This window comes from Streptomyces sp. NRRL S-37 (assembly GCF_000721605.1).
Lineage (GTDB): Bacteria > Actinomycetota > Actinomycetes > Streptomycetales > Streptomycetaceae > Streptomyces.
This window is the reverse complement of sequence record NZ_JOIZ01000019.1, coordinates 182645-205349: the sequence shown is the minus strand read 5'-3', so window position 1 is coordinate 205349 and position 22705 is coordinate 182645. Positions and strand designations below refer to the sequence as shown.

The window sequence follows — 22705 nt, the reverse complement described above, 5'->3', positions numbered from 1 at the left end:
GACCCTATCGGGGGGTGGACGGCGCGTTCCTCACCGGCCTCTCACCGGAATCCGAGCCGGCTCTCAGCCCCGTCCCACGGTCCACACAGCGACCGCCCCGACCATCGCGGCCATGGACTCCTCCAGCAGACCGCGGCGGCGCCGTCGTGCCCGCCGGTCCCGGCGCCGTGCCCTGGTCTCCCTCGCTCTCGTCCTGGCCGCCGTCGGGGGCGGTACGGCGGCGGGGGCGAGGTACATGACCTCGTGGGCGCACCCGCGGGCGGCGGAAACCGTATCCTCGTCGGCCTCACGGGCGGTCGAAGGGGAGGAAGCGGCGGTGGACCGGGACGCGTTGCTGGCGGCGGCCATGGGATCGGTGGACGTGGCGGACGGCGCCGAGATATCGGTGGCGGTGCTCGACCCGGACTCCGGGGAGGGCGCCTCGTACGGAGGGGGCGCCTTCGACACGGCGAGCATCGTCAAGGTCGACGTCCTGGCGGCGCTGCTGCTCCAGGCACAGGACGCGGGGCGGACGCTGACCTCCGAGGAGCGGACGTACGCCGCCGCCATGATCGAGAACAGTGACAACGACTCCACGTCGGCGCTGTGGCGGACGATCGGGACGGCGGACGGGCTCGACGCCGCGAACGAGCGGTTCGGGCTGACGGGGACGGCGGGCGGGGACGGCCCGCTGTGGGGGCTGACGCAGACCACGGCGGCCGACCAGATCGCGCTGCTGCGCCAGGTGTTCGACGCGGAGGGTTCGGAGCTGAGCGAGGCCTCACGGGCGTATGTGCGGGGGCTGATGGAGCGGATCGCCGTGGGGCAGCGGTGGGGTGTGTCGGCGGCGGCCGACGGCGCGGGATGGGCGTTGAAGAACGGCTGGCTGCGGCGGAGCACCACCGGGCTGTGGGTGATCAACAGCATCGGGCGGGTCACGGCGGGCGGCCACGGCTACCTGGTGGCGGTGCTGTCACGGGGCAGTGCGACCCGGGAGGAGGGGGTCGCGCTGACCGAGGCCGCGGCGCGGGCGGCGGTGTCCGTGTTCACCGGGGACACCGCGGGTGACCCGGCCGGGGCTCAGGCCTCGTCGTAGGAGCGGGTGCGGCGGCCGCGCCACAGGACCACCGCGGCGACCAGCAGCACACCGCCCGCGCCGCCCGCCAGGGGAGCCGCCCAGCCGGCGGTGTCGTCGTCGGAGCCGGCGGTGTCCGGGCCGGGGCCGAAGTACTTGTCGCCGTACGCCGCCGCCTTCAGGCCTTCCGGCTCCAGCCGGGACGCGGCCTCGATCGCGGCGGCCGGGTCGATGAAGCCGAAGCCGCGGGAGTCGTCGCGGCCGTCGGCGGGGGCGTTGCGGGCGGTGTCCTCCAGGAGCCGCTTGATCTGGGCCGGGGCCAGGTCCGGGTGGGCGGCCTTGACCAGGGCGACGGCGCCGGAGACGAACGCGGCGGCGGCGCTGGTGCCCCAGCCCTCGTAGTACTTGTGGTCGGGGTCGGCGATGATCACGTCGACGCCGGGGGCGCTGACCGTGGCGTACCAGCGGCGGGTGGAGAACGGGGCGCGGGTGCCGTAGCGGTCGACGGCGGTGGCGGCGATGACGCCGGGGTAGGCGGCCGGGTAGGAGACGTGGTCGCCCTTCTCTCCGCCGTTCCCGGCGGAGGCGACGACGGTCACGCCCTTACGCAGGGCGTACTGAATGGCCTGGTCCTCACCGGGTTCGGGGTGCGCGGAGGCGGAGTCGTCGCCGAGGGAGAGGTTGATGACGTCGGCGCCGTTGTCGGCGGCCCAGCGGATGCCCTCGGCGAGGGCGTTGCCGCGGGTCTTGCGGGCCTCGGCGCGGGCGTCGTCGCCGTCCTCCAGGATCACGCGGACGGGGAGGATCTTCGCCTCGGGCGCGATGCCCATGACGCCGTCGGCGTTGCCGGGGCCGTGTCCGTGGCCGGCGATGATGCCGGCCATGGCGGTGCCGTGGCGGGCCCAGGCGCGGTCGCCCTCCTTCGCGCCGAAGCCGACGAGGTCCTTGCCGGTGAGGACGTTGCCGTCGAGGTCGGGGTGGTCGGCCTCGACGCCGGTGTCCAGGACGGCGACGGTGACGCCCGCGCCCTTCGTGGTCTGCCACACCTGCTCGGTGTGCATGGCCTCCAGGGACCACTGCCGGGCGCGGATGCCGTCGGCGTGCGCGGTGGTGGCGGGGACGAGTACGAGGGCGGTGGCGAGGAGGCCGCCGAGTGCCGCCGCGGCGGGGCGCCGGCCGGTGACGGGCCTCATGACGGCTGCTCCGTGACGGTGCCGGCCTTCTTGCGCAGGCCGCGTTCGACGCGGTCGGCGAGGCCCTGGGTCTCGTGGCCGAGGCCTGCCTGGGCGGGGGCGGTGGTGGCTCCGGACCGCATGGCGTCCTCGGCGGGTTGCGGGGTGTCGACGGTGCGGCCGTCGGCCCAGCCGGAGACGGCGTAGACGACGACGGGGGCGTCCGTGAGGACGGAGACCGTCCAGGTGGCGCGCTGTGCGGCACCGAACCCGGCGGCGGCGGTGCCCTGCGCGGCGTACGGCAGGGGCATGAGGTCGGTACGGCGGTCCAGGCGTTCCTTGTCGAAGCGGCGGGCGAGGGAGGTCATGGCGGCGGCGTCGGTCTCGGTGAACAGCAGGCCGACGGTGGTGACATGGCTCTGGGTGGCGTCGGTGTAGGTGGCGCGCAGCAGGCGCTCGCAGCCGACGGGGGCGAGGACCTTGTGCAGGAGGGCGTCGAAGGCGTCCTCGCAGCCGCTGTCGGGGGCCACGGCGATACGGGTCCAGGTCCGGTCGGCGCCGCCGGGGCCCGCGCCCTCGCCCTGGAGGGTGGGCGGGAACAGCTGGTCGACCGGGATGCTGTGCCACAGGTCCTGGGCGGCGGCGAAGCCGGTCCGGGCGCCCGGCCCGTCGGGGTCCCCGGCGAGCCAGCTTCCGGTGACGGCACCGCCGATGAGTCCGGTCCCGAGGACGAGACAGGCGGCGGCCGCGACGGCCTGCGACCGCCCCCGCCGCCCGAGCGGCCGGGACCGCGCGCCCTCGTCGTATCCCTCGGGCTCCCCGAACGACACCACGGGCCGCCCCGCTCCGGGCGTACCGCCCGGCACCATGGGGGCGCTCCAGGAGAGCGCGGGATCGGGCCCGTCCGCCGGGCCCGCGTCGGCCGGCGCGTACGCCCCGGAACGGCTCGCGCCGTCGGCGCCGGACGCGGGGTTCACTCCGGGGCGGCGCTCCTGACCGGCGCCCGGCCGCGTGTCGGACGCCGGGGGCGTGCCCGGTGACGCGGGCCGCACGACGCGCAGGCGGGTGGTGGTCTCCGACGGGGTTTCGGGAGGGGTGGCCGTGCCACGCGCGGTGGGCTGCGGCGGTACGGAGGGCGAGCCGCCCGGGGCCCGTGTCCCCCGGCCGGCGGTCGGCGGCGTGTCGGGGAAACGGGCGGAGGCACGCGGGGGCGGGGGTGCGACGGGGCCCGTACCGTCACCGGGACCCGGAGAACGCGGCGGACCGACCCTCCCGGCCGGCGGGCGCACGGTGTCACGGGACCCCAACACACCGGAACCACCGGAAGTACGCCCACGAGCCGCCCGAGGTCCGCCCACGAGGACCAGCCCCGCCATCGGCCTCCGTACGGGCGGAATCCTCCGCCGACGGACGCGCGGGTTCACGGGGGCCGAAGAGACCGGAGCCGCCCGAGGTCCGCCCACGAGGACCAGCCCCGCCATCGGCCTCCGTACGGGCGGAATCCTCCGCCGACGGACGCGCGGGTTCACGGGGGGCGAAGGGGCCGGAGCCGCCCGAGGTGCTGCCGCGGGGGGTGGTGGGGGTTTCCGGCTGTTCCGTCGGCCTCGGTGGGTGTGCGGGGCGCGGGGGGACGGTGGGGCGCGGGGGGTGGGAGGCGCGGCGCGCTTCCGTGCTCATGCACCCCCCGTTCCGTCGTGCCCGCCCGGCAACGGACTCGTCCCGGGTAGAGATACCCGCACGGACGACGCGTCATCCCGGCCCGGACCTCCGTCCGGCGCCGCTCCGCCGTCGTGCGTGCGCGTCACTCTACGGCGTGGTCCGCGTCGAACGGGAACCAGTCCGCACGGCCGCGGCATCTGCCCGGAACATCCCCTACCGTGCGGTAATCACGTCTGGCAGGCTGCGCTCATGACTGCGCGCGCCGCCGACCGGGCCCGTTACGACCGGGCCACCGCCCACCTCGACGCCCCCTTCGCGATCGTGGACCTGGAGGCCTTCGACGCCAACGCGGAGGATCTGCTCCGCAGGGCCGGCGGGAAGCCGGTCCGGGTCGCGAGCAAGTCCGTACGCTGCCGCGCGCTGCTCGAACGGGCCCTGGCGCGGGACGGTTTCGCGGGCGTCATGTCGTTCACCCTCGCCGAGTCCCTGTGGCTGGCCCGCTCCGGTTTCGACGACGTCCTGCTGGCCTACCCCTCCGCCGACCGCGCCCGCTACGCCGAGCTCGCCGCCGATCCCAAGCTCGCCGCCGCCGTCACGGTCATGGTCGACGATCCGGCGCAGCTCGACCTGATCGACGCCTCCCGCGCGGGCGGCGGTGAAGTGGTGCGCGTCTGCCTGGAGCTGGACACGTCCCTGAAGCTGCTCGGCGGGCGGGTACGGATCGGCGCCCGGCGTTCCCCGCTGCACTCCCCCGACCGGGTCGCCGAGTTCGCGCGCGCGGTGGCCCGGCGCCCCGGGTTCGCACTCGTCGGGATCATGGCGTACGAGGGTCATGTGGCCGGTGTCGGCGACGCGGTGGCCGGGCGGCCGCTGCGGTCGCGGGCGGTGCGGCTGATGCAGGCCGTCGCGCGCCGTGAACTCGCCGAGCGGCGGGCCGCGGTGGTGCGGGCGGTGCGGGAGGTCGTACCGGATCTGGAGTTCGTCAACGGCGGTGGCACGGGCAGTGTGCAGCACACCGCCGCGGAGGACGCGGTCACCGAGATCGCGGCCGGTTCGGGGCTGTACGTGCCGCGTTTGTTCGACAACTACACGTCGTTCAGCGGGCGTCCGGCGGCCCTGTTCGCCCTGCCCGTCGTACGGCGGCCCGGTGTCGGCGTGGTGACGGTGCTGGGCGGGGGCTATCCGGCGTCGGGCGCGGCCGGCGCGGACCGGCTGCCGGTGCCGTATCTGCCGGAGGGGCTGCGGTACGACCCGCAGGAGGGGCCGGGCGAGGTGCAGACGCCGCTGCTGGGCTCGCCCGCCGACGACCTGCTGATCGGCGACACGGTGTGGTTCCGGCACGCCAAGGCGGGCGAGCTGTGCGAACGGTTCGACGCGCTGCACCTGGTGGAGGGCGGTGCGGTGACGGCCACCGTGCCGACGTACCGGGGTGAGGGTCACACGTTCCTGTGACGCCTCAGTCCGCCGGGCCGATGCTGCTGCCGACGCCGCCGCCGGAGGCCGTGTCGGTGACCGAGCGGATGCCCTCGGTGATGCGGTCCATGCCGGCGAGGGGCGGGCCGTCCTGTCCGGCCTCGAAGACGTAGCGGACGAGGACCGGGGAGCCGGTGCCGACGCTGGAGGGGAACACCAGTGACTGCACATAGCCGCCGGGCCCCTTGACGGTGGTGACGCGCCACCGCACGAGGTAGCCGGCGCGGCCCGCCACCGCGACCGGGCCGGACTTCACGACCTCGTGGGACTCCAGTCCGCCGTAGGGGCGCCGGCCGAGGGCGTCCTTGTCGAAGGCCGCGTCGGCCGCGTCGGAGATGTCCTCCTCGGCGAGCGCCCGGGGCGAGGTCTCGTCGTTCTCGGTGACGGTGCGGGAGACGACGAGGCCGTGCCGGCAGAGGCTGCCCTCGCCGGGGCAGTCGTGGGTGCCGTCGGTGGTCATGACGACGTCGTCCTGGGTCACGTTCTCGGGCCGGACCCAGCCGTCGAGGAGCGGGAAGGTGATCCCGTTGAGCTGGTCCTCGACCACGTCCGGGTCCCCGGCGGGCGGCTCGGACGCGGACGGTGACGGCGACGGGGACCCGGGGGCGGACGTGCCGGCCGTCGGGCCGGTGCGCGTCTGCGGGTCGCCGTCGTCCCCGCCGAGGAGCACCACGCCGGTGACGACCACCGCGGCCAGCACGGCCCCGGCGGTGGTGAGCGCGACCGCCTTCGTGCGGCCGGTGCCGCCGGCGGACGGAGCCGGCGGCGCGGCGGGGGCGCCGGGCGTGCCCCGGTGCTCGGTCCAGGCCGTGCCGTCCCACCAGCGTTCCAGGTGCGGTGCGTGCGGGTCGCGGTACCAGCCGGGCGGGGGCGTCATGCTCATCCGGGCACTGTAACGACGAGGGCTACAGGGGGGTGACGTACGCCCCCGAGATCCCGCCGTCCACGAGGAAGTCGGTGGCGTTGACGAAGGAGGAGTCGTCGCTGGCCAGGAAGGCGACGGCGGCGGCGATCTCGTCGGCCTCGGCGAACCGGCCGAGCGGGATGTGCACCAGGCGGCGGGCGGCGCGCTCGGGGTCCTTGGCGAACAGCTCCTGGAGGAGCGGGGTGTTGACCGGGCCGGGGCACAGGGCGTTGACCCGGATGCCCTCGCGGGCGAACTGCACGCCGAGTTCGCGGGACATGGCGAGGACGCCGCCCTTGGAGGCCGTGTACGAGATCTGTGAGGTGGCCGCGCCCATCCGGGCCACGAAGGACGCGGTGTTGATGATGGAGCCCCTGCCCTGGCGCCGCATGTAGGGGAGGGCGGCCTTGCAGCACAGGTAGACGGAGGTGAGGTTGACCTCCTGGACCCGTTTCCAGGCGTCCAGCCCGGTCTCCAGGATGGAGTCGTCGTCGGGCGGGGAGATCCCGGCGTTGTTGAAGGCGACATCGACGCTGCCGTAGGTGTCGTACGCGGTCTTGAACAACGCCTCGACCTGCTCGGGGTCGGTGACGTCGACGTTCACGAAGATGCCGCCGGTCTCCTCGGCGGCGGCCTTGCCGCGTGTCTCGTCCACGTCCCCGCAGACGACGTGCGCGCCCTCGGAGGCGAGCCGACGGGCGGCGGCGAGGCCGATGCCGCTGCCGGCTCCGGTGACGACGGCGGTGCGGCCGACCAGTCGGCGGCAGATGTTCTCTTCGCTCATGTGCCCTCAGGCCTCCGTGCTGATGAAGACGTTCTTGGTCTCGGTGAAGGCGGCCAGCGCGTCCGGGCCGAGCTCGCGGCCGACGCCGGACTGCTTGAACCCGCCGAAGGGGGTCCAGTAGCGCACGCTGGAGTGGGAGTTGACGGACAGGTTCCCGGCACGGACCGCCCGGGAGACGCGCAGGGCGCGGCCGACGTCCCGGGTCCAGATCGAGCCCGAGAGTCCGTAATCGGTGGCGTTGGCCAGGCGTACGGCGTCGGCCTCGTCGTCGAAGGGGAGGACGACGGCGACGGGTCCGAACACCTCCTCGACGGCGACGCGGTCGTCCGGGCCGACGCCGGTGAGGACGGTGGGCGGGAACCAGTAGCCGGGGCCCTCGGGGGCCTTGCCTCGGATGCCGTCGAGGCTGTCGGGGACGTAGGAGCGGACGCGGTCGAGCTGGGTGCGGGAGATCAGCGGGCCCATGTCGACGTCCGCGTCGCCGCCGGGGTCGCCGACGCGGACGGCCTCGATCGCGGGGGCGAGCAGCTCCACAAAGCGGTCGTGCACGGAACGTTCGACCAGGATGCGGGTGCGGGCGCAGCAGTCCTGCCCGGCGTTGTCGAGGAAGGACATGGGGGCGGCGGTCGCGGCGGCCTCCATGTCGGCGTCGGCGAAGACGATGTTGGGGCTCTTGCCGCCGAGTTCCAGGGTGACCCGCTTGAGGTGCGCGGCGCCCTTGGTCCACACCTGCTTGCCGACGGCGGTCGACCCGGTGAACACGATCTTGGCGACGCCGGGGTGTTCGACGAGGGCGTTCCCGGCGACGGGGCCGTGTCCGGGGAGCACCTGGAACAGACCGTCGGGCAGGCCCGCCTCCAGGGCGAGCCCGGCGAGGCGCAGGGCGGTGAGGGGGGTGGCCTCGGCGGGTTTGAGGAGCACCGCGTTGCCGGCGGCGAGGGCGGGCGCGGTGCCCCAGGCCGCGATGGGCAGGGGGAAGTTCCAGGGGGCGATGACGCCGACGACGCCGAGCGGTTCGAGGAAGGTGACGTTCACCCCGCCCGGGACCGGGATCTGGCGACCGGTGAGGCGTTCCACTCCCCCGGCCGCGTAGTCGAGCAGGTCGCGGACGTTGCCGGCCTCCCAGCGGGCGTTGCCGAGGGTGTGGCCGGCCTCGCGGACCTCCAGCCGGGCCAGCTCCTCGACGTGCTCGTCGACGACGGCGGCGAACCGGCGCAGCAGCCGGGCCCGGTCGGCGGGGGCGAGGGCGGCCCACGCGGTCTGCGCGCGGGCGGCGCGTACGACGGCGGCGTCGACGTCGGCGGGGGTCGCGGCCGGGACGGTGGCGATGACCTCCTCGGTCGCGGGGTTGCGTACCTGGAGCTCGGGGGGCTGGTCGGACACGGGGGCCTCACATGCGTTCGAAGGAGCGGCGCAGCTCCCAGTCGGTGACCGCGGCGTCGAAGGCGTCGGTCTCGACGCGCGCCATGTTGCGGTAGTGCGCGACGACCTCGTCGCCGAAGGCCGCCTTGGCGATCGCGCTGTTCTCCCACAGCTCGGCGGCCTCGCGCAGGGTGGTGGGGACATGTGCGAAGCCGGCCGTGTAGGCGTTGCCGTGGCAGGGCTCGGGCAGTTCCAGTTTCCGCTCGATGCCGTACAGCCCGGCCGCGACCATGCCGGCCACGGCGAGGTACGGGTTGACGTCGCCGCCGGGCAGCCGGTTCTCGAAGCGCAGGGAGCGGCCGTGGCCGACCACGCGCAGCGCGCAGGTGCGGTTGTCGTGGCCCCAGGCGACGGCGGTGGGGGCGAAGGAGCCGGGCTGGAACCGCTTGTAGGAGTTGATGTGCGGGGCGTACAGCAGGGAGAACTCGCGGAGCGCGGCGAGCTGCCCGGCGAGGAAGTGGCGCATGACCTCGGACATGGCGTCCGGTACCGCGGCGGAGTCCGGCATGGCGGTCTCGCCGTCGAGGCCGGCGAGGGAGAGGTGGATGTGGCAGGAGTTGCCCTCGCGCTCGTTGTACTTGGCCATGAAGGTGAGCGAGACGCCCTCCTGGGCGGCGATCTCCTTGGCGCCGGTCTTGTAGACGGCGTGCTGGTCGCAGGTGACCAGGGCCTCGTCGTAGCGGAAGGCGATCTCGTGCTGGCCGGGGTTGCACTCGCCCTTGGCGGACTCGACGGTGAGTCCGGCGCCGGCCATCTCGTTGCGGATGCGGCGCAGCAGGGGCTCGACGCGGCCGGTGCCGAGCACCGAGTAGTCGACGTTGTACCGGTTGGCGGGGGTGAGGCCGCGGTAGCCGGCGTCCCATGCCTGCTCGTAGGTGTCCTTGAAGACGATGAACTCCAGCTCGGTGCCGACCTGGGCGGTGTAGCCGAGGGCGGCGAGGCGGTCCAGCTGGCGGCGCAGTATCTGCCGGGGGGCGGCGACGACCGGGGTGCCGTCGGCCCAGGCGAGGTCGGCGACGACCATGGCGGTGCCCTCGTTCCACGGCACCCGGCGCAAGGTGTCGAGGTCGGGGTACATGGCGAAGTCGCCGTAACCGGTCTCCCAGGAGGACATGGCGTAGCCGTCGACGGTGTTCATGTCGGCGTCGACGGCGAGCAGGTAGTTGCAGCCCTCGGCGCCGTGCCGGAGCACCTCGTCGAGGAAGAAGCGCGCGGCGAACCGCTTGCCCTGGAGGCGTCCCTGCATGTCGGGGAAGGCCAGGACGACGGTGTCGATCTCACCGCCGGCGACGAGAGCGTGCAGCTCCTCGGCGGTGAGCGGGGGTGTGCGGTCTGCCACGGGAGGGCCTCCTCGGGCTTCTGCAGGCTTCTTCGAGCTTCTTCTGGCCTTCTTCGGTCGAGCCAGGAGCCTTAAGGTATTGCCGGGAACCATTGCTTGGGAAGGGGGCGCGGCCGGATGCCGGACGACGCGGCCGGGGCGGTCGGGGACCGCCTGGCACCGGTGCTGCGGCAGGTCCGCGCGGGCAACGGCTTCGAGGAGGCGCTGGAGCAGATCCTCCAGGTGGTGCGGCTGGGCCTGGTGGCGGCCGGGGAGCGGCTGCCGGCCGAGCGGGAGCTGGCGGAGCGGCTGGGGATCAGCCGGGTGACGCTGCGCGAGGTGCTGAAGGTGCTCCAGGACCAGGGCCTGGTGGAGTCGCGGCGCGGCCGGTACGGCGGAACGTTCGTGCTGCCCCGCCCGACGGACACCGGGGAGGAGGAGCTGCGGCGGCGGATCGCCGGGGTCGACATCGAGGACGTGCTGCGTTTCCGGGAGGTGCTGGAGGTGGGCGCGGCGGGGCTGTGCGCGGCGCACGGGCTGACGGAGGAGCGGGCGGCGCGGCTGCGTGCGGCGCTGTCCGGCACGCGGGACGCGCCGCTGGGCGACTACCGGCGCCTCGACACGCTGTTCCACCTCACCCTGGCGGAGCTGTGCGGCTCGCCGACGCTGACCGCGCAGTACGCGGCGGTACGGGCGACGGTGAACGGCCTGCTGGACTGCATCCCGCTGCTGGTGCGCAACCTGGAGCACTCGCAGCGGCAGCACGCGGCGCTGGTCGAGGCGGTGCTGGAGGGGGACGCGGACGGGGCGCGGGAGATGATGCGCGAGCACTGCGCGGGGACGGCGGCGCTGCTGCGGGGCTTTCTGGCGTGAGGGCGTGACGCCACACGGATGGTTTACCGCGGCTTAACGCACGGGGCTTGCGCTCGTGGCGCACACACCACGAAGGTATGGGCCCACAAAGGTCTGGATCCGTTCCATTGCCCCCTGCCGTCGCCGCCCCCTGGGGAGTCGCCTTGTGAGCCTTCCGTCCGCGTCCCGTGAACCCGCCGATGAGCCGGACGACTACCTCGAACGCAGGAAGCTGCGCCGCGGCAGCGCCGGCTGGCTGCTGCTGACCGGCCTCGGCGTCGCCTATGTCGTGTCCGGCGACTACTCGGGCTGGAACTTCGGCCTGGCCGAGGGCGGCTTCGGCGGCCTGGCGATCGCCATGGTGCTGATGGGCGCCATGTACACCTGCATGGTCTTCGCCCTCGCCGAGCTGTCGTCGGTCCTGCCCACGGCCGGCGGCGGCTACGGCTTCGCCCGCCGGGCGCTCGGACCGTGGGGCGGCTTCCTCACCGGCACCGCGATCCTCATCGAGTACGTCCTCGCGCCCGCCGCGATCTCCCTCTTCATCGGCGACTACGTCGAGTCACTGGGCCTGTTCGGCCTGGAGTCCGGCTGGCCGGTGTACCTGGCCTGCTTCGTGATCTTCATCGGCATCCATCTGTGGGGCGTGGGCGAGGCGCTGCGCTTCAGCTTCGTCGTCACGGGCATCGCGGTGGCGGCGCTGGTCGTGTTCGCGCTGGGGGCGCTGCCCGAGTTCGACGCCTCCTCGCTGGACGACATCCCGGTGGATTCCTCCGCGTTCGGCGCGAGCTCCTGGCTGCCGATGGGGCTGCTGGGCATCTGGGCGGCGTTCCCGTTCGGCATGTGGTTCTTCCTGGGCGTGGAGGGCGTACCGCTGGCCGCCGAGGAGACCAGGGAGCCGGCCCGTACGCTGCCGAGGGCGATCCGCTGGTCCATGGGCATCCTGGCGGTGCTGGCCGTGGTGACCTTCTTCGCGGCGGCCGGGGCGCGCGGCTCGGCGGCGGTGCAGGAGGCGGGCAACCCGCTGGTGGAGGCGCTCCAGCCGGACGGCGAGGCGACGGCGCTCAGCCGGATCGTGAACTACGCGGGCCTCGCGGGGCTGGTCGCCTCGTTCTTCTCGCTGATCTACGCCGGCTCACGGCAGCTCTTCGCGCTGTCCCGCGCGGGCTACCTGCCGAGGTTCCTCTCCCTCACCAGCCGCCGCAGGGCGCCCTACCTCGGTCTGCTGGTGCCCGGCGCGATCGGCTTCGCGCTGGCCGCCGGGTCCGGCGACGGCGCGCGCATGCTGAACATCGCCGTCTTCGGCGCGACGATCTCGTACGCGCTGATGTCCCTCTCGCACATCGTGCTGCGCCGCCGGGAGCCGGAGCTGCCGCGGCCGTACCGCACGCCGGGCGGGGTGCTCACCTCGTCGGTGGCGCTGGTGCTGGCCTGTGCGGCGCTGGTGGCGACGTTCCTGGTGGACGTGACGGCGGCGTTCATCGCGCTGGCGGTCTACATCGTGGCCGTGGCGTACTTCGGTCTCTACAGCCGCAGGCACCTGGTGGCGAAGGCGCCGGAGGAGGAGTTCGCGGCCCTGGCGGCGGCCGAGGCCGAGTTGTCACGGGACTGAGGTGCGGGAAAGGTGACCGGCATGACGGCCAGACCACTCATCGGCATCAGCACGTACGCGGAGTCCGGTGTGCGCTGGGGAGTGTGGCGGCTGGACGCCGCGCTGCTGCCGGCCGGCTATCCGCGGCTGGTGCAGCGGGCGGGCGGACTGGCCGCGATGCTCCCGCCGGACGCGCCAAAGCGCGCGGCGGCGGCCGTGGCCCGGCTCGACGGCCTGGTCGTCGCGGGCGGCCCGGACGTGGAACCCGTCCGCTACGGCGCCGAGCCCGACCCGCGCACGGGACCGCCCGCCCGGACCCGGGACGCCTGGGAACTCGCCCTGATCGAGGCGGCCCTGGACCGCCGGATCCCGCTGCTGGGCATCTGCCGCGGCATGCAGCTCCTGAACGTCGCCCTGGGCGGCACCCTGGCCCAGCACATCGACGGCCACGCGGAGGGTCCGGGCGTCTTCGGCCACCACCCGGTCAAGCCGGTCCCCGGCACCCTCTACGGCGGCATCGCCCCGGAACAGACCTCCGTCCCCACCTACCACCACCAGGCGGTGGACCGCCTGGGCACGGACCTGATCCCGTCGGCGTACGCGGAGGACGGCACGGTGGAGGCGATCGAACTCCCGACATCCCCGTGGGTCCTGGGCGTCCAATGGCACCCGGAAATGGGCACCGACCTACGCATCATGCAAGCCCTGACCAACGCCGCACAGCCGCTTCCCGCGGGAAAGCAGCCCGCCCTCCGCGGGCAGTCGTGCCTCCCCCAGTGCCTTAAAGGCCTGGGAGGTGCCCCCAGCGGCACGGGTGGGCGCGACGGCACCCCATGAGCGCCGGGCAGCGCAACCCACCCCCGCCCAGCCACAGCAAGGCTCACCCCCGCGTCAGCGACAACAGATCCCGCGCCGGCCCCGTGGGCCGATGCCCCGCCGGCCACACCGCACGCAAATCCCGGGCGAGGGCGATCCCGTCGACAGGAATCCGCACCAGCCGCCGCATCGCCAGCTCCTCCCCCACCGCGAGTTCACTGAGCACCGCCGGCCCGGCACCGCCGACGGCGGCCGCCTTGACCGCCGTCGTGGAGGAAAGCTCGATCAACGGCCGGGCCAGTCCCCCGAGCGCCGCGTCCAGAACCTGCCGCGTCCCCGACCCCTTCTCCCGCAGGATCAACGGCGTGCTCGCCAGCTCCTCCGCCGCGATCGGCCGCCGCCGGCGGGCCCACGCGTGCGACGGCGCCGCGACCACGATCAGCCGGTCATGGGCGATCACCGCGGAGTCCAGCCCCGCCGGCACCGTGAGCCCCTCCACGAACCCCACGTCCGCCTCCCCCGCCAGCAGCCGCTCCGCCACCGCCGCCGAGTTCCCGGCCAGCAGCGACACCGCCGTGTCCGGCCGGTCCGCGCGCAGCGCGAGCAGCCACCCCGGCAGCAGGTACTCGGCGATCGTCATGCTCGCCGCCACCCGCAGCCGCGAGTCCCTGCGGTCCCGCAGCGCCTGCGCGCCCGCGTCGAAGGCCTCCGCCGCCTCCACGATCCGCCGCGCCCAGTCGGTGACCAGCGCCCCCGCGTCGGTCAGCCGCGACCCGCGCGGCGAGCGGTCGACGAGCGCCACTCCGAGCTGTCGTTCCATCGACCGGATCCGGCTGCTGGCGGCGGGCTGGGTGATGCCCAGCTCCCGCGCCGCCCCGCCCAGGCTCCCCAGCCGCGCCACCGCCAGCAGCAGCTCCAGCGCCCCGAGGTCCGGCACCCGGTGAGCCAGGGACCCCGGGCTCGCGGAGCGGTGCCCTGGAGGGTCGTGGTCATCCGTTGTGCTCATAAGCCCAGCTTATGCCGCCATAGAGGAGGGCTCCCTGGTGGCGGCGCCCCGCCGGTCCGACCGTATGACCATGGTCACCGCAACCCGGCCCTCGCCGCCCCTCCCCCGTGCCACCGCACGGCCCCCGCGTGCCACCGCCGTCCGTCACCTCGGACCCCACTGGTACGCCTGCGTGATGGGCACCGCCATCGTCGCCGGAGCGGGCGCCGCGCTCCCCGCGCACGCGGCCGTCCCGCGCCCCGTGCTCACCGCCGTCTGGGCGCTGTCCCTCGCCCTCCTGGCGGTCCTGCTCGCCGCCCGCGCCCTGCACTGGGTCCACCACCGCGACCGGGCCCGCGCCCACCTCCTCGACCCCGCCGTGGCGCCGTTCTACGGCTGCCTCTCCATGGCCCTGCTGGCCGTCGGCGGCGGCGCCCTGTCCGTCGGGCGGGACTGGACCGGGCTGCGCGCGGCCGTCGTCCTCGACGCCGTGCTGTTCACCGCCGGTACGGCCGTCGGGCTGGCCGCCGCCGTGGCCGTCCCGTACCTGATGGCCGTACGCCACCGGGTGACGGCGCGGGAGGTGACGCCCGTCTGGCTGCTGCCGCTGGTCGCCCCCATGGTGTCCGCCGCGCTCGGGCCCCGCCTGGTGCCGTACCTCCCTCAGGGCCAGCCCCGCGCGACCCTGCTGCTCGCCTGTGTCGCAATGTTCGGGCTCAGCCTCCTGGCCACCCTGATGACGCTGCCGCTGGTCTTCGGCCGGCTGCTCACCCACGGTCCGCTGCCCCTCGCGCTCACCCCGTCGCTGTTCCTGGTGCTCGGTCCGCTCGGCCAGTCCACGACCGCCGTCGGCGCCTTCGCGGACATCGCCCCGGGGGTCGTGCCGACGCCGTACGACGAGGGCTTCCGGGTGCTCGCCGTCCTGTACGGAGTGCCCGTCACGGGGTTCGCGCTGCTGTGGCTCTGCCTCGCCGCCGCGCATGTCGTACGGGCGTGGCGGCGGGGCATGCGCTTCGCGATGACGTGGTGGTCGTTCACGTTCCCGGTCGGCACCTGTGTCACCGGCGCCGGGGCCCTCGCCTCGCACACCGGGCTGCTCGTCTACGACGTCCTGACGCTCGCCCTGTACGCCCTGCTGGCCGGTGCCTGGGCCGTCGCCGTCTGGTGCACGGCGCGCGGCCTGTTCAGCGGCGCGCTGCTCGCAGGGCCCGCCCCAGCACCGCCGGCGCCCCGGTCAGCGACGGCCCGTACCAGGTGAGGTGCCGGCCGTCGCCGAGGGCGCAGGGCAGGCCGCCTCGGCCTCGTCCAGCCGGCGGGGGCGGGCCCGTACCCTGCACGCCGTGAGCACCCGGTCCGGTCCGCCGAAGGCCTGGGACAGTGTCCGTACCTCGGTCACCAGCACGGTCGAGGCCCGCCGCGCGCAGGGCCGCCAGACGGCCTCCGTCAGCGACGGGACGAGGGAGACGACCCGGGCGGGGCTCATCGGCGGGGCTTGTCCCGCAGCGCCTCGATGTGCTCGGCGACGGCGACGACCAGCAGCCGGGTCTCCGGGACCGTGGCCCGCCAGCGGTGCCGGACGCCTCCGGTGAGGTACAGGGTGTCGCCGCGGCCGAGGCGGTACGCGCGGCCCTCCGCCTCGATCTCCACCGCGCCGTCCGCCACGTACATCAACTGGTCGTTGCGGAACTGCAGTTCGCGGCCGGCGTCATGGTCGCCGGTGAACTCGGAGGCGTGCATCTGGTGGTGACCGCGCACCAGGGAGCGCACCCGCGGTTCCGCCCACGGCTCGGCGCCCTCGGCACGGACGACGTCCACGCTGCACGCCGGGTCGGCGGCGGCGAGGAGCTCCACGGCGGTGGTGCGCAGGGCGTCGGCGACCTTCTCCAGGGAGCTCTGGCTGGGACGCGCCCGTTCGTTCTCGATCTGGCTGAGGAAGGGAACCGACAGGCCGCTGCGCTCGGCCACGACGGCGAGGGTGAGGTCCAGCGCGCGGCGTCGCCGCCGCACGGCCGCGCCCACCCGCAAGGGCTGTTCCTTGTGGTCGCCCATCGCTCCGGCTCCCTCCTCCGCCGATCGTCCCGCACCCCGTGCGCCGCGGACCCGGCGCGCTCCTTCTCGTGGGTTGTCTGCACCCTACGCATGTTCGGCAAACCGTTTCAGGCGCCTGCCACGTCGCCGTCGCACGCGACCGGCGCCGACCCGCCGGTTCACGCCAGCCGCTCCGGGGGCCCCTCGGTTCCCCCGGGGCGCGATAAGGGGTGTTCCCGCCATTGTTCCCCTCACCCGGCGGAAGGTCACCAGGAGGCCCGGGGAGAGCATCACGCTCCGTGGTTGTCCGGATTCCTGCCGTGTTCCCGTCCGGTTCCGGACATGCCCGAGGGGCGGGCCCGGCCGCGCCGTCAGGTGCGTGGCCGGGCCCGCCCCTCGGGCGGCCGGTGCGGCGGTCGCCGCGGAGCCGTCTACCGCGGGGTCATCCGCTCCACCATGTCCGGGTGCTCCTCCAGCCAGGCGGCGACGGCCTCCTCCTCGTGGCCCTGGCCGCGGTTCTTGATCTCGGCCTCCAGGCTGCCCAGCTCGTCCTCGCTCATGTGCCAGCCCTTGATCCACTTCGTGAGCTCGGGGTACTGCCCGGGGAACTTCTCGCTCGCGATGGTGCGGATCGTGTTGCCCTCGCCGAAGGCCTTCTCGGGGTCCTTCAGCTTGGTCAGCTCGTACTCGCTGTAGGCCCAGTGCGGCGACCACAGGGTGACCGCGACCGGCTCCTTCTTGGCGAGGGCGCGCTTGAGCTCGGCCAGCATCGCCGGCGTGGAGCCGTCGACGACCTCGTACTCGTCCTCCAGGCCGTAGCCCGGCAGGACCTCGTTCTTGAGCAGCTGCATCTCGCCGGTGCCCGGTTCGATGCCGATGATCCGCCCGTCGAACAGGTCGGCCTTGCCCTTGAGGTCCGCCAGGGACGTGACGTCCTTGACGTACGAGGGGACGGCGATCTCCAGCGAGGTGGGCTCGTACCAGGTGCCCAGGTCGGTGAGGTCGTCCTTGCTCTTGTCCCAGTAGTTCTTCTGCGCGTGCGGCAGCCAGGCGTCGAAGTTGAGGTCGAGGTCACCGGAGGCGAGGCCGGTGTAGACCGGGCCGACCTCCATCTGCTTGAGGTTCAGCGTGTAGCCGCGACGCTCCAGGACGTTCTTCCACAGGTAGGTGACGGCGATGTCCTCGTCCCAGGGGAACCAGGCCACGTCCAGCGGCCGCTTCGCCTCGGCGGGGGTGTCACCGGAGCCCTGGACCGGGGCCAGCTCGTCGACCACGCCGGGGTTGGCCTTCAGCCAGGTGCGGACGGCGTCCTGCTGCCTGCCCTTGCCTGCCTTGTTGATCTCGGCCTCCAGGCCGGTGAGCTCCTCCTCGGTCATCGAGAAGTCCTTCAGCCACTTCCCGACGAGCGGGTTGTCGCCGGCGAAGCCCTTGCGTGACACCGTGTGCACGCCGTCGCCCTTGCCCCAGCTTCCCTTGGGGTCCTTCAGCTTCTTCAGGTCGTAGTCGCTGTACGCCCAGTGCGGCGACCAGAGCGTGACGACGACCGGTTCCTTCTTGCTGTAGGCCCGCTTGAGCTCGGCCAGCATCGCCGGGGTGGAGCTGTCGACGACCTTGTACTCCTTGTCCAGGCCGTACTCCTTGAGGACCTTGTCCTTCAGCAGGCCCATCATGCCGGCGCTGGACTCGATGCCGGTGATCTCCCCGTCGAAGAGGCCGGCCTTGCCCTTGAGGTCCTCCAGGCTGTCGACGTCCTTCATGTACGACGGGACGGTCAGCTCCAGCGACGTCTCGCCGTACCAGGAGCCGAGGTCGTCGAGCCGCTCGCCGTACTTCTTCCAGTACGCCTCGTGGGTGGTGGGCAGCCAGGCGTCCGTCTGGAAGTCGACGTCGCCCTGTGCGAGGGCGGTGTAGAGCGGGCCGGCCTCAAACTGCTTGGCCTCGACCTCGAAACCGCGCCGCTCCAGGATCTCCTTCCACAGGAAGGTGGAGGCGACGCCCTCGTCCCAGGGGATGTAGCCGATGGTGACCTTCTTGCCGTCGCCGACCTTCTCGCCGCCGGCGGTGGTGGTGGTCTTGGAGCCGCTGCCGCCGAAGATCCCCATGCCGCCCGCGACCAGGGCGAGGACGACGACACCGATCACGGCGACCTGCGGGCGGGGCCGGTAGGACCAGACCCTCAGTCCCTGCGCGGCGCGTGCCTTGGCGGCGGCGCGCCGGCCGAGCGGGGAGACCTGGGTGCCCAGGGCGCTGGTCATGCGGTCCAGGTAGATCGCCAGGACGACGATGGCGATGCCGGCCTCGGCGCCGAGGCCGATGTTGAGCTGTCCGATGGCCTCGATGACCGCGCCGCCGAGTCCGCCGGTGCCGACCATGCCGGCGATCGCGGCCATGGACAGGCCGAGCATGATGACCTGGTTGACGCCCGCCATCACCGTGGGCAGCGCCAGCGGGAGCTGCACCCGCAGCAGGGTGTCGCGGGGGGTGGTGCCGAACGCCTCGGCCGCCTCGACCAGTTCCTTGTCGACCTGGCGGATGCCCAGCTCGGTCATGCGCACGCCCGGGGCGAGCGCGAAGATCAGGGTGGCGACGATGCCCGGGGCGGAGCCGGTCCCGAAGAACAGGATCGCCGGGATGAGGTAGATCATCGCGGGCAGTGTCTGCATGAAGTCCAGGACCGGCCGGACCACGGCGCTGACCCGGTCCGAGCGGGCCGCCCAGACGCCCACCGGCACCGATACGACCAGCGCGATCACCGTGGCGACGATGACCAGCGCCAGCGTCACCATCGAGTCCTCCCACAGCTCCATGGAGTCGAGGAAGGCGAAACCGAGGAAGGTGAGGACACCGGCGAAGGTGCCGCGCAGCCAGAAGGCGATGACCGCGAAGATGCCGCAGAGGATCAGCGGTTCGGGGGCCTGGAGGACGGCGTTGACACCGTCGTAGGCGCCGGTGAAGACGGCCTTGAAGAAGTCGAACAGCCAGCTGACGTGGGCGAGCAGCCAGTCGACGGCGCTGTTGACCCAGTCGCCGAGCGGAATCCTAGGCACGGGCCATCACCTTCTCGCCGCCCTTGTCGCGCGGGGTGTCGCAGACCCCGGGGTCGGACTCCTCGTCGCCGAGGAAGCCGACGAGGCGCTGCCGGGGCACGACCCCGACGAGCGCGCCCTCCTGGTCCAGCACCGCCACCGGGTGCGGTACGCGGGCGCTGATCGCGCACAGGTCGGTGAACGGTGTGCCGGGCGTCGCGGTCTCGCAGCCGCAGTCGGCCTCGTCTCCGCGGACCTCGCGGTCCATCACGGCGCCGGCGGTGAGCACGCGGGAGCGGTCGACGTCCTGGGTGAAGGAGGCGACGTAGTCGTTGGCGGGGCGGATCAGGATGTCCTGCGCGGTGCCGATCTGCACGATGCGGCCGTCGCGCATCACCGCGATCCGGTCGCCCAGGCGCATGGCCTCGTTGAGGTCGTGGGTGATGAAGACGATCGTCTTCTTCAGGGTCTTCTGCAGTTCGAGGAGCTGGTCCTGCATGTCGCGGCGGATCAGCGGGTCGAGGGCGCTGAAGGACTCGTCCATCAGCAGCAGGTCGGCGTCGGTGGCGAGCGCGCGGGCGAGACCCACGCGCTGCTGCATGCCGCCCGACAGCTCGTCGGGCCACGACTTCTCCCAGCCGGCCAGGCCGCACAGGGCGAGCGCCTCGTCGGCGCGGCGTTCGCGCTCGGCGCGGGGCACGCCCTGCACTTCAAGACCGTAGGCGGCGTTGTCGCGGACGCTGCGGTGCGGGAACAGCGCGAAGTGCTGGAAGACCATGCTGATCTTCCGGGAGCGGACCCGGCGCAGCTCCCGGTCGGACAGCGCGGTCAGGTCCTGGCCGCCGAAGCGCACCTGTCCGGCGGTGGGCTCCAGCAGACCGTTCAGCATCCGCAGCAGGGTGGACTTGCCGGACCCCGACAGACCCATGACGACGAAGATCTCGCCCGGCTCCACCGTGAACGAGGCGTCGATGACGGCGGCGGTGGTGCCGTCGGAACGCAGCTCCTCACGGTCGGTCTTCTTCTGGCGCAGTCGTTCGACCGCCTGGTCCGGTCGTCTGCCGAACACCTTGAACAGATGCTCGGCCTCAAGCCTGGATGACACGCGTACCTCTTGTCTCGACGGCAAAGGACAGGAGCGACGCCCGGCGGACGGCTCACGCGGTCCCAAACAGTTGAATCTGTAACCGGCATCGCTCCGGGGCCGCGCCTCCCCGGTTTTGCACAGGGCAAACGTTTTCGTGTGACGCCTCACACAGGTCGCGCATAGGGCAGGCTGTTGCGTCATACGCAACTGGGCAGTCGTGCCGCAGGGTGACGGAGCCCCGCTCGAGGGGAGCCGAGAGCGGGGGACGGCGGGCGCGGCGGCACCTCGCGAACGCCGGGCCGCGGAAACCCACCCCCGGCCCACGCCGGCGTACCCGCGCTGTCAGCGGTGTGCGGCATGATGCGGTGCGTGACCGGACGACTCATGCTTCTCGACACCGCTTCCCTGTACTTCCGTGCCTACTTCGGCGTCCCGGACTCCGTCAGGGCCCCGGACGGCACCCCGGTGAACGCCGTGCGCGGACTGCTCGACTTCATCGACCGCCTGGTCAAGGACCACCGCCCCGACCACCTGGTCGCCTGCATGGACGCCGACTGGCGCCCGAAGTGGCGGGTGGAGCTGATCCCCTCCTACAAGGCCCACCGCGTCGCCGAGGAGCGCCCGGCGGGCCCGGACGAGGAGGAGGTGCCCGACACGCTCTCCCCGCAGGTGCCGGTCATCGAGAGCGTGCTCGACGCGGTGGGCATCGCGCGGGTGGGGGTCGCCGGGTACGAGGCGGACGACGTGATCGGCACGTTCACCGGCCGCGCCGGCGGACCGGTCGACATCGTCACCGGTGACCGCGATCTGTACCAGCTGGTGGACGACGCGCGCGGGGTGCGCGTGCTGTATCCGCTGAAGGGCGTCGGCACGCTCCAGGTCACCGACGAGGCCGTGCTGCGCGAGAAGTATGGGGTGGACGGCGGGGGGTACGCGGATCTGGCGCTGCTGCGCGGTGATCCGAGCGACGGTCTGCCGGGTGTGCCGGGCATCGGGGAGAAGACGGCGGCCAAGCTGCTGGCCGAGTTCGGCGACCTGGCCGGGATCCTGGCGGCCGTGGACGACCCGCGGGCCAGGCTCACGCCGTCGCAGCGCAAGCGTCTGGACGAGGCGCGGCCGTATCTCGCGGTCGCCCCGAAGGTCGTCCGGGTCGCGGACGACGTCCCACTCCCGGACGTCGACACGGCGCTGCCCCACGGGCCGCGTGACCCGGCCGGGGTGGAGTCCCTGGCCGCCCGCTGGGGTCTGGGCGGCTCGCTGCAGCGCCTGCTGACGACCCTCTCGGCGTGAGCCGCGCACAGCGCTGAACCGGGCGGGATGTCCGCCGACGAGGTGTCGACCGGGACCGAGGTGCTAGCTTAGGTAACCCTAACTATGACAGCTGGGAGGCTCCTCATGGCAGAGCGACCGGTACGCGCACCGCGCACGCCGCACACCGCTGAGGTCGTCCGCACCGAGCGGCTGACCCCGCACATGCAGCGCGTGGTGCTCGGTGGTGAGGGGCTCTCCGATTTCTCGGCGGACACCTGCACGGATCACTACGTCAAGCTCCTGTTCCCGGCCGCGGGGGCGGCGTATCCGGAGCCCTTCGACCTCCAGCGCATCCGTGAGGAGCTCCCGCGCGAGCAGTGGCCGGTGACCCGGACGTACACGGTGCGCCAGTGGGACGCCGAGCACCGTGAGCTGACCCTGGACTTCGTGGTCCACGGCGACGAGGGCCTGGCCGGCCCCTGGGCGGTGAACGTCCGGCCGGGCGAGGTCGTCCGGTTCCTGGGTCCCGGCGGCGCCTACGCGCCCGACCCGGCCGCCGACTGGCACCTGCTCGCCGGTGACGAGAGCGCGCTGCCCGCGATCGCCCGCTCGCTGGAGGCGCTGCCGCACGGCGCCAGGGCGTTCGCCTTCCTGGAGGTCTCCGGCCCCGACGAGGAGCAGAAGATCGACTCCGATGTGGAGGTCCGCTGGCTGCACCGTGGCGCCCGGCCCGTCGGCGAGGCCCTGGTGGAGGCCGTCCGGGGTCTCGACTTCCCGGAGGGCCGGGTGCACGCCTTCGTCCACGGCGAGGCCCACTTCGTGAAGGAGCTGCGCCGTCTGCTGCGGGTCGAGCGCGGCATTCCGCGCGAGGACCTGTCGATCTCCGGTTACTGGCGGCTCGGCCACAACGAGGACGGCTGGCAGGCCTCCAAGCGCGACTGGAACGCCCGCATCGAGGCGGAGCAGGAAGGCGCGAAGACCTCCGCCTGACCTTTTGACCGCACGGTCACGGTGCCGGTCCGGTGGGGCTGGCGCAGCGCCCACCGCGGCACGCGTTCCGGGAGACCGTACGCGCCTGCGCCCCACCGAAGTCACAGGCAGCCGCACGCCGCCGCGATCCGCGGGCAGCCGTGCCACTCCCGGCGATCCGCGGGCAGCCGTGCCACTCCCGGCGATCCGCGGGCAGCCGTGCCACTCCCGGCGATCCGCGGGCAGTCGTGCCGCAGGGCGGCACGGGTGGGCGCGACGGCACCCCGCAAGCGCCGGGCAGCGCAACCCACCCC

19 protein-coding genes are annotated in these 22705 nt (G+C 73.4%); 8 read left to right on the top strand and 11 right to left on the bottom strand.

Annotated elements, in window-relative coordinates:
- Positions 1 to 112 precede the first annotated feature (112 nt).
- The gene (locus tag IH50_RS0126670) at positions 113 to 1075 is read left to right on the top strand and encodes a serine hydrolase (protein WP_030867449.1); all 963 of its coding nucleotides are present in this window, start codon (positions 113 to 115) and stop codon (positions 1073 to 1075) included.
- On the opposite strand, the gene mycP is transcribed toward IH50_RS0126670, so the two are convergent.
- Both mycP and IH50_RS0126660 read right to left on the bottom strand, forming a co-directional pair.
- Positions 1060 to 2247: a type VII secretion-associated serine protease mycosin gene (gene mycP, locus IH50_RS0126665; RefSeq protein WP_030867446.1), complete on the bottom strand. Its 1188-nt coding sequence runs from the start codon at positions 2245 to 2247 to the stop codon at positions 1060 to 1062. The genes IH50_RS0126670 and mycP overlap by 16 nt on opposite strands.
- Positions 2244 to 3203: a hypothetical protein gene (locus tag IH50_RS0126660; RefSeq protein WP_234328240.1), complete on the bottom strand. Its 960-nt coding sequence runs from the start codon at positions 3201 to 3203 to the stop codon at positions 2244 to 2246. The genes mycP and IH50_RS0126660 overlap by 4 nt, the downstream gene beginning before the upstream one ends.
- Positions 3204 to 4134: 931 nt before the next feature.
- Between IH50_RS0126660 and IH50_RS0126655 the strand changes: the two genes are divergently transcribed.
- Positions 4135 to 5337, top strand: coding sequence for an amino acid deaminase/aldolase (locus IH50_RS0126655; RefSeq protein ID WP_030867437.1), 1203 nt, complete (start codon positions 4135 to 4137; stop codon positions 5335 to 5337).
- Positions 5338 to 5341: 4 nt separating this feature from the next.
- Here the strand turns inward: IH50_RS0126655 and IH50_RS0126650 are convergent, their stop codons facing one another.
- Genes IH50_RS0126650 through IH50_RS0126635 form a run of 4 tightly spaced genes read right to left on the bottom strand, consistent with a single transcriptional unit; the run spans position 5342 to position 9807 of the window.
- On the bottom strand, positions 5342 to 6235 hold the full coding sequence (locus tag IH50_RS0126650) for a DUF2510 domain-containing protein (protein ID WP_030867434.1): 894 nt from the start codon (positions 6233 to 6235) through the stop codon (positions 5342 to 5344).
- A gap of 28 nt (positions 6236 to 6263) precedes the next feature.
- Positions 6264 to 7046, bottom strand: coding sequence for a 3-oxoacyl-ACP reductase (locus IH50_RS0126645; RefSeq protein WP_030867432.1), 783 nt, complete (start codon positions 7044 to 7046; stop codon positions 6264 to 6266).
- A gap of 6 nt (positions 7047 to 7052) precedes the next feature.
- Positions 7053 to 8429 (bottom strand): aldehyde dehydrogenase family protein, encoded by a 1377-nt coding sequence (locus IH50_RS0126640; protein ID WP_030867429.1) that lies wholly within the window; start codon positions 8427 to 8429, stop codon positions 7053 to 7055.
- 7 nt (positions 8430 to 8436) lie between these two features.
- Positions 8437 to 9807 carry a glutamine synthetase family protein gene (locus IH50_RS0126635; RefSeq protein ID WP_030867426.1) on the bottom strand — a complete coding sequence of 457 codons (1371 nt, stop codon included), beginning with the start codon at positions 9805 to 9807 and terminating at the stop codon, positions 8437 to 8439.
- 117 nt (positions 9808 to 9924) lie between these two features.
- Between IH50_RS0126635 and IH50_RS0126630 the strand changes: the two genes are divergently transcribed.
- From IH50_RS0126630 to IH50_RS0126620, 3 genes are all read left to right on the top strand, one after another.
- Positions 9925 to 10659 (top strand): FadR/GntR family transcriptional regulator, encoded by a 735-nt coding sequence (locus IH50_RS0126630; RefSeq protein ID WP_030867422.1) that lies wholly within the window; start codon positions 9925 to 9927, stop codon positions 10657 to 10659.
- 145 nt (positions 10660 to 10804) lie between these two features.
- Positions 10805 to 12250 (top strand): ethanolamine permease, encoded by a 1446-nt coding sequence (eat, locus tag IH50_RS0126625; protein WP_030867419.1) that lies wholly within the window; start codon positions 10805 to 10807, stop codon positions 12248 to 12250.
- A 21-nt stretch (positions 12251 to 12271) separates the two neighbouring features.
- A complete protein-coding gene (locus tag IH50_RS0126620) occupies positions 12272 to 13066 on the top strand; it encodes a gamma-glutamyl-gamma-aminobutyrate hydrolase family protein (protein WP_078914106.1) in 795 nt (264 codons plus the stop codon).
- A 43-nt stretch (positions 13067 to 13109) separates the two neighbouring features.
- On the opposite strand, the gene IH50_RS0126615 is transcribed toward IH50_RS0126620, so the two are convergent.
- Positions 13110 to 14051 (bottom strand): LysR family transcriptional regulator, encoded by a 942-nt coding sequence (locus IH50_RS0126615; RefSeq protein ID WP_030867399.1) that lies wholly within the window; start codon positions 14049 to 14051, stop codon positions 13110 to 13112.
- 70 nt (positions 14052 to 14121) lie between these two features.
- Here IH50_RS0126615 and IH50_RS0126610 point away from each other — a divergent pair, with 70 nt between their 5' ends.
- A complete protein-coding gene (locus IH50_RS0126610; RefSeq protein WP_030867395.1) occupies positions 14122 to 15288 on the top strand; it encodes a TDT family transporter in 1167 nt (388 codons plus the stop codon).
- On the opposite strand, the gene IH50_RS0126605 is transcribed toward IH50_RS0126610, so the two are convergent.
- The 4 genes from IH50_RS0126605 to IH50_RS0126590 all read right to left on the bottom strand — a co-directional run bounded on the left by IH50_RS0126605 (position 15265) and on the right by IH50_RS0126590 (position 20189).
- Positions 15265 to 15513 carry a hypothetical protein gene (locus tag IH50_RS0126605; RefSeq protein ID WP_030867393.1) on the bottom strand — a complete coding sequence of 83 codons (249 nt, stop codon included), beginning with the start codon at positions 15511 to 15513 and terminating at the stop codon, positions 15265 to 15267. The two genes, IH50_RS0126610 and IH50_RS0126605, sit on opposite strands and share 24 nt — an antisense overlap.
- Entirely contained in the window at positions 15510 to 16079 is a 570-nt protein-coding gene (locus tag IH50_RS0126600; RefSeq protein ID WP_030867389.1) for a helix-turn-helix domain-containing protein, read from the bottom strand. The genes IH50_RS0126605 and IH50_RS0126600 overlap by 4 nt, the downstream gene beginning before the upstream one ends.
- A 410-nt stretch (positions 16080 to 16489) precedes the next feature.
- Positions 16490 to 19105, bottom strand: coding sequence for an ABC transporter permease/substrate binding protein (locus IH50_RS0126595; RefSeq protein ID WP_030867386.1), 2616 nt, complete (start codon positions 19103 to 19105; stop codon positions 16490 to 16492).
- The gene (locus tag IH50_RS0126590; protein WP_030867383.1) at positions 19098 to 20189 is read right to left on the bottom strand and encodes a quaternary amine ABC transporter ATP-binding protein; all 1092 of its coding nucleotides are present in this window, start codon (positions 20187 to 20189) and stop codon (positions 19098 to 19100) included. Before IH50_RS0126590 ends, IH50_RS0126595 begins: the two co-directional genes overlap by 8 nt.
- A gap of 342 nt (positions 20190 to 20531) precedes the next feature.
- Between IH50_RS0126590 and IH50_RS0126585 the strand changes: the two genes are divergently transcribed.
- Positions 20532 to 21461: a 5'-3' exonuclease gene (locus IH50_RS0126585; protein ID WP_234328245.1), complete on the top strand. Its 930-nt coding sequence runs from the start codon at positions 20532 to 20534 to the stop codon at positions 21459 to 21461.
- Between the two features lie 105 nt (positions 21462 to 21566).
- Positions 21567 to 22412 carry a siderophore-interacting protein gene (locus IH50_RS0126580; RefSeq protein ID WP_030867377.1) on the top strand — a complete coding sequence of 282 codons (846 nt, stop codon included), beginning with the start codon at positions 21567 to 21569 and terminating at the stop codon, positions 22410 to 22412.
- Positions 22413 to 22705 lie beyond the last annotated feature (293 nt).

Bases quoted from the DNA above. Each gene is read 5' to 3' on its own strand.
- IH50_RS0126620 (WP_078914106.1), top strand. From the start codon at position 12,272: ATGACGGCCAGACCACTCATCGGCATCAGCACGTACGCGGAGTCCGGT.
- IH50_RS0126630 (WP_030867422.1), top strand. From the start codon at position 9,925: ATGCCGGACGACGCGGCCGGGGCGGTCGGGGACCGCCTGGCACCGGTG.
- IH50_RS0126605 (WP_030867393.1), bottom strand. From the start codon at position 15,513: ATGAGCCCCGCCCGGGTCGTCTCCCTCGTCCCGTCGCTGACGGAGGCC.
- IH50_RS0126615 (WP_030867399.1), bottom strand. From the start codon at position 14,051: ATGAGCACAACGGATGACCACGACCCTCCAGGGCACCGCTCCGCGAGC.
- mycP (WP_030867446.1), bottom strand. From the start codon at position 2,247: ATGAGGCCCGTCACCGGCCGGCGCCCCGCCGCGGCGGCACTCGGCGGC.
- IH50_RS0126655 (WP_030867437.1), top strand. From the start codon at position 4,135: ATGACTGCGCGCGCCGCCGACCGGGCCCGTTACGACCGGGCCACCGCC.
- IH50_RS0126610 (WP_030867395.1), top strand. From the start codon at position 14,122: ATGGTCACCGCAACCCGGCCCTCGCCGCCCCTCCCCCGTGCCACCGCA.
- IH50_RS0126600 (WP_030867389.1), bottom strand. From the start codon at position 16,079: ATGGGCGACCACAAGGAACAGCCCTTGCGGGTGGGCGCGGCCGTGCGG.
- IH50_RS0126650 (WP_030867434.1), bottom strand. From the start codon at position 6,235: ATGACGCCCCCGCCCGGCTGGTACCGCGACCCGCACGCACCGCACCTG.
- IH50_RS0126670 (WP_030867449.1), top strand. From the start codon at position 113: ATGGACTCCTCCAGCAGACCGCGGCGGCGCCGTCGTGCCCGCCGGTCC.
- IH50_RS0126580 (WP_030867377.1), top strand. From the start codon at position 21,567: ATGGCAGAGCGACCGGTACGCGCACCGCGCACGCCGCACACCGCTGAG.
- IH50_RS0126645 (WP_030867432.1), bottom strand. From the start codon at position 7,046: ATGAGCGAAGAGAACATCTGCCGCCGACTGGTCGGCCGCACCGCCGTC.
- IH50_RS0126585 (WP_234328245.1), top strand. From the start codon at position 20,532: ATGCGGTGCGTGACCGGACGACTCATGCTTCTCGACACCGCTTCCCTG.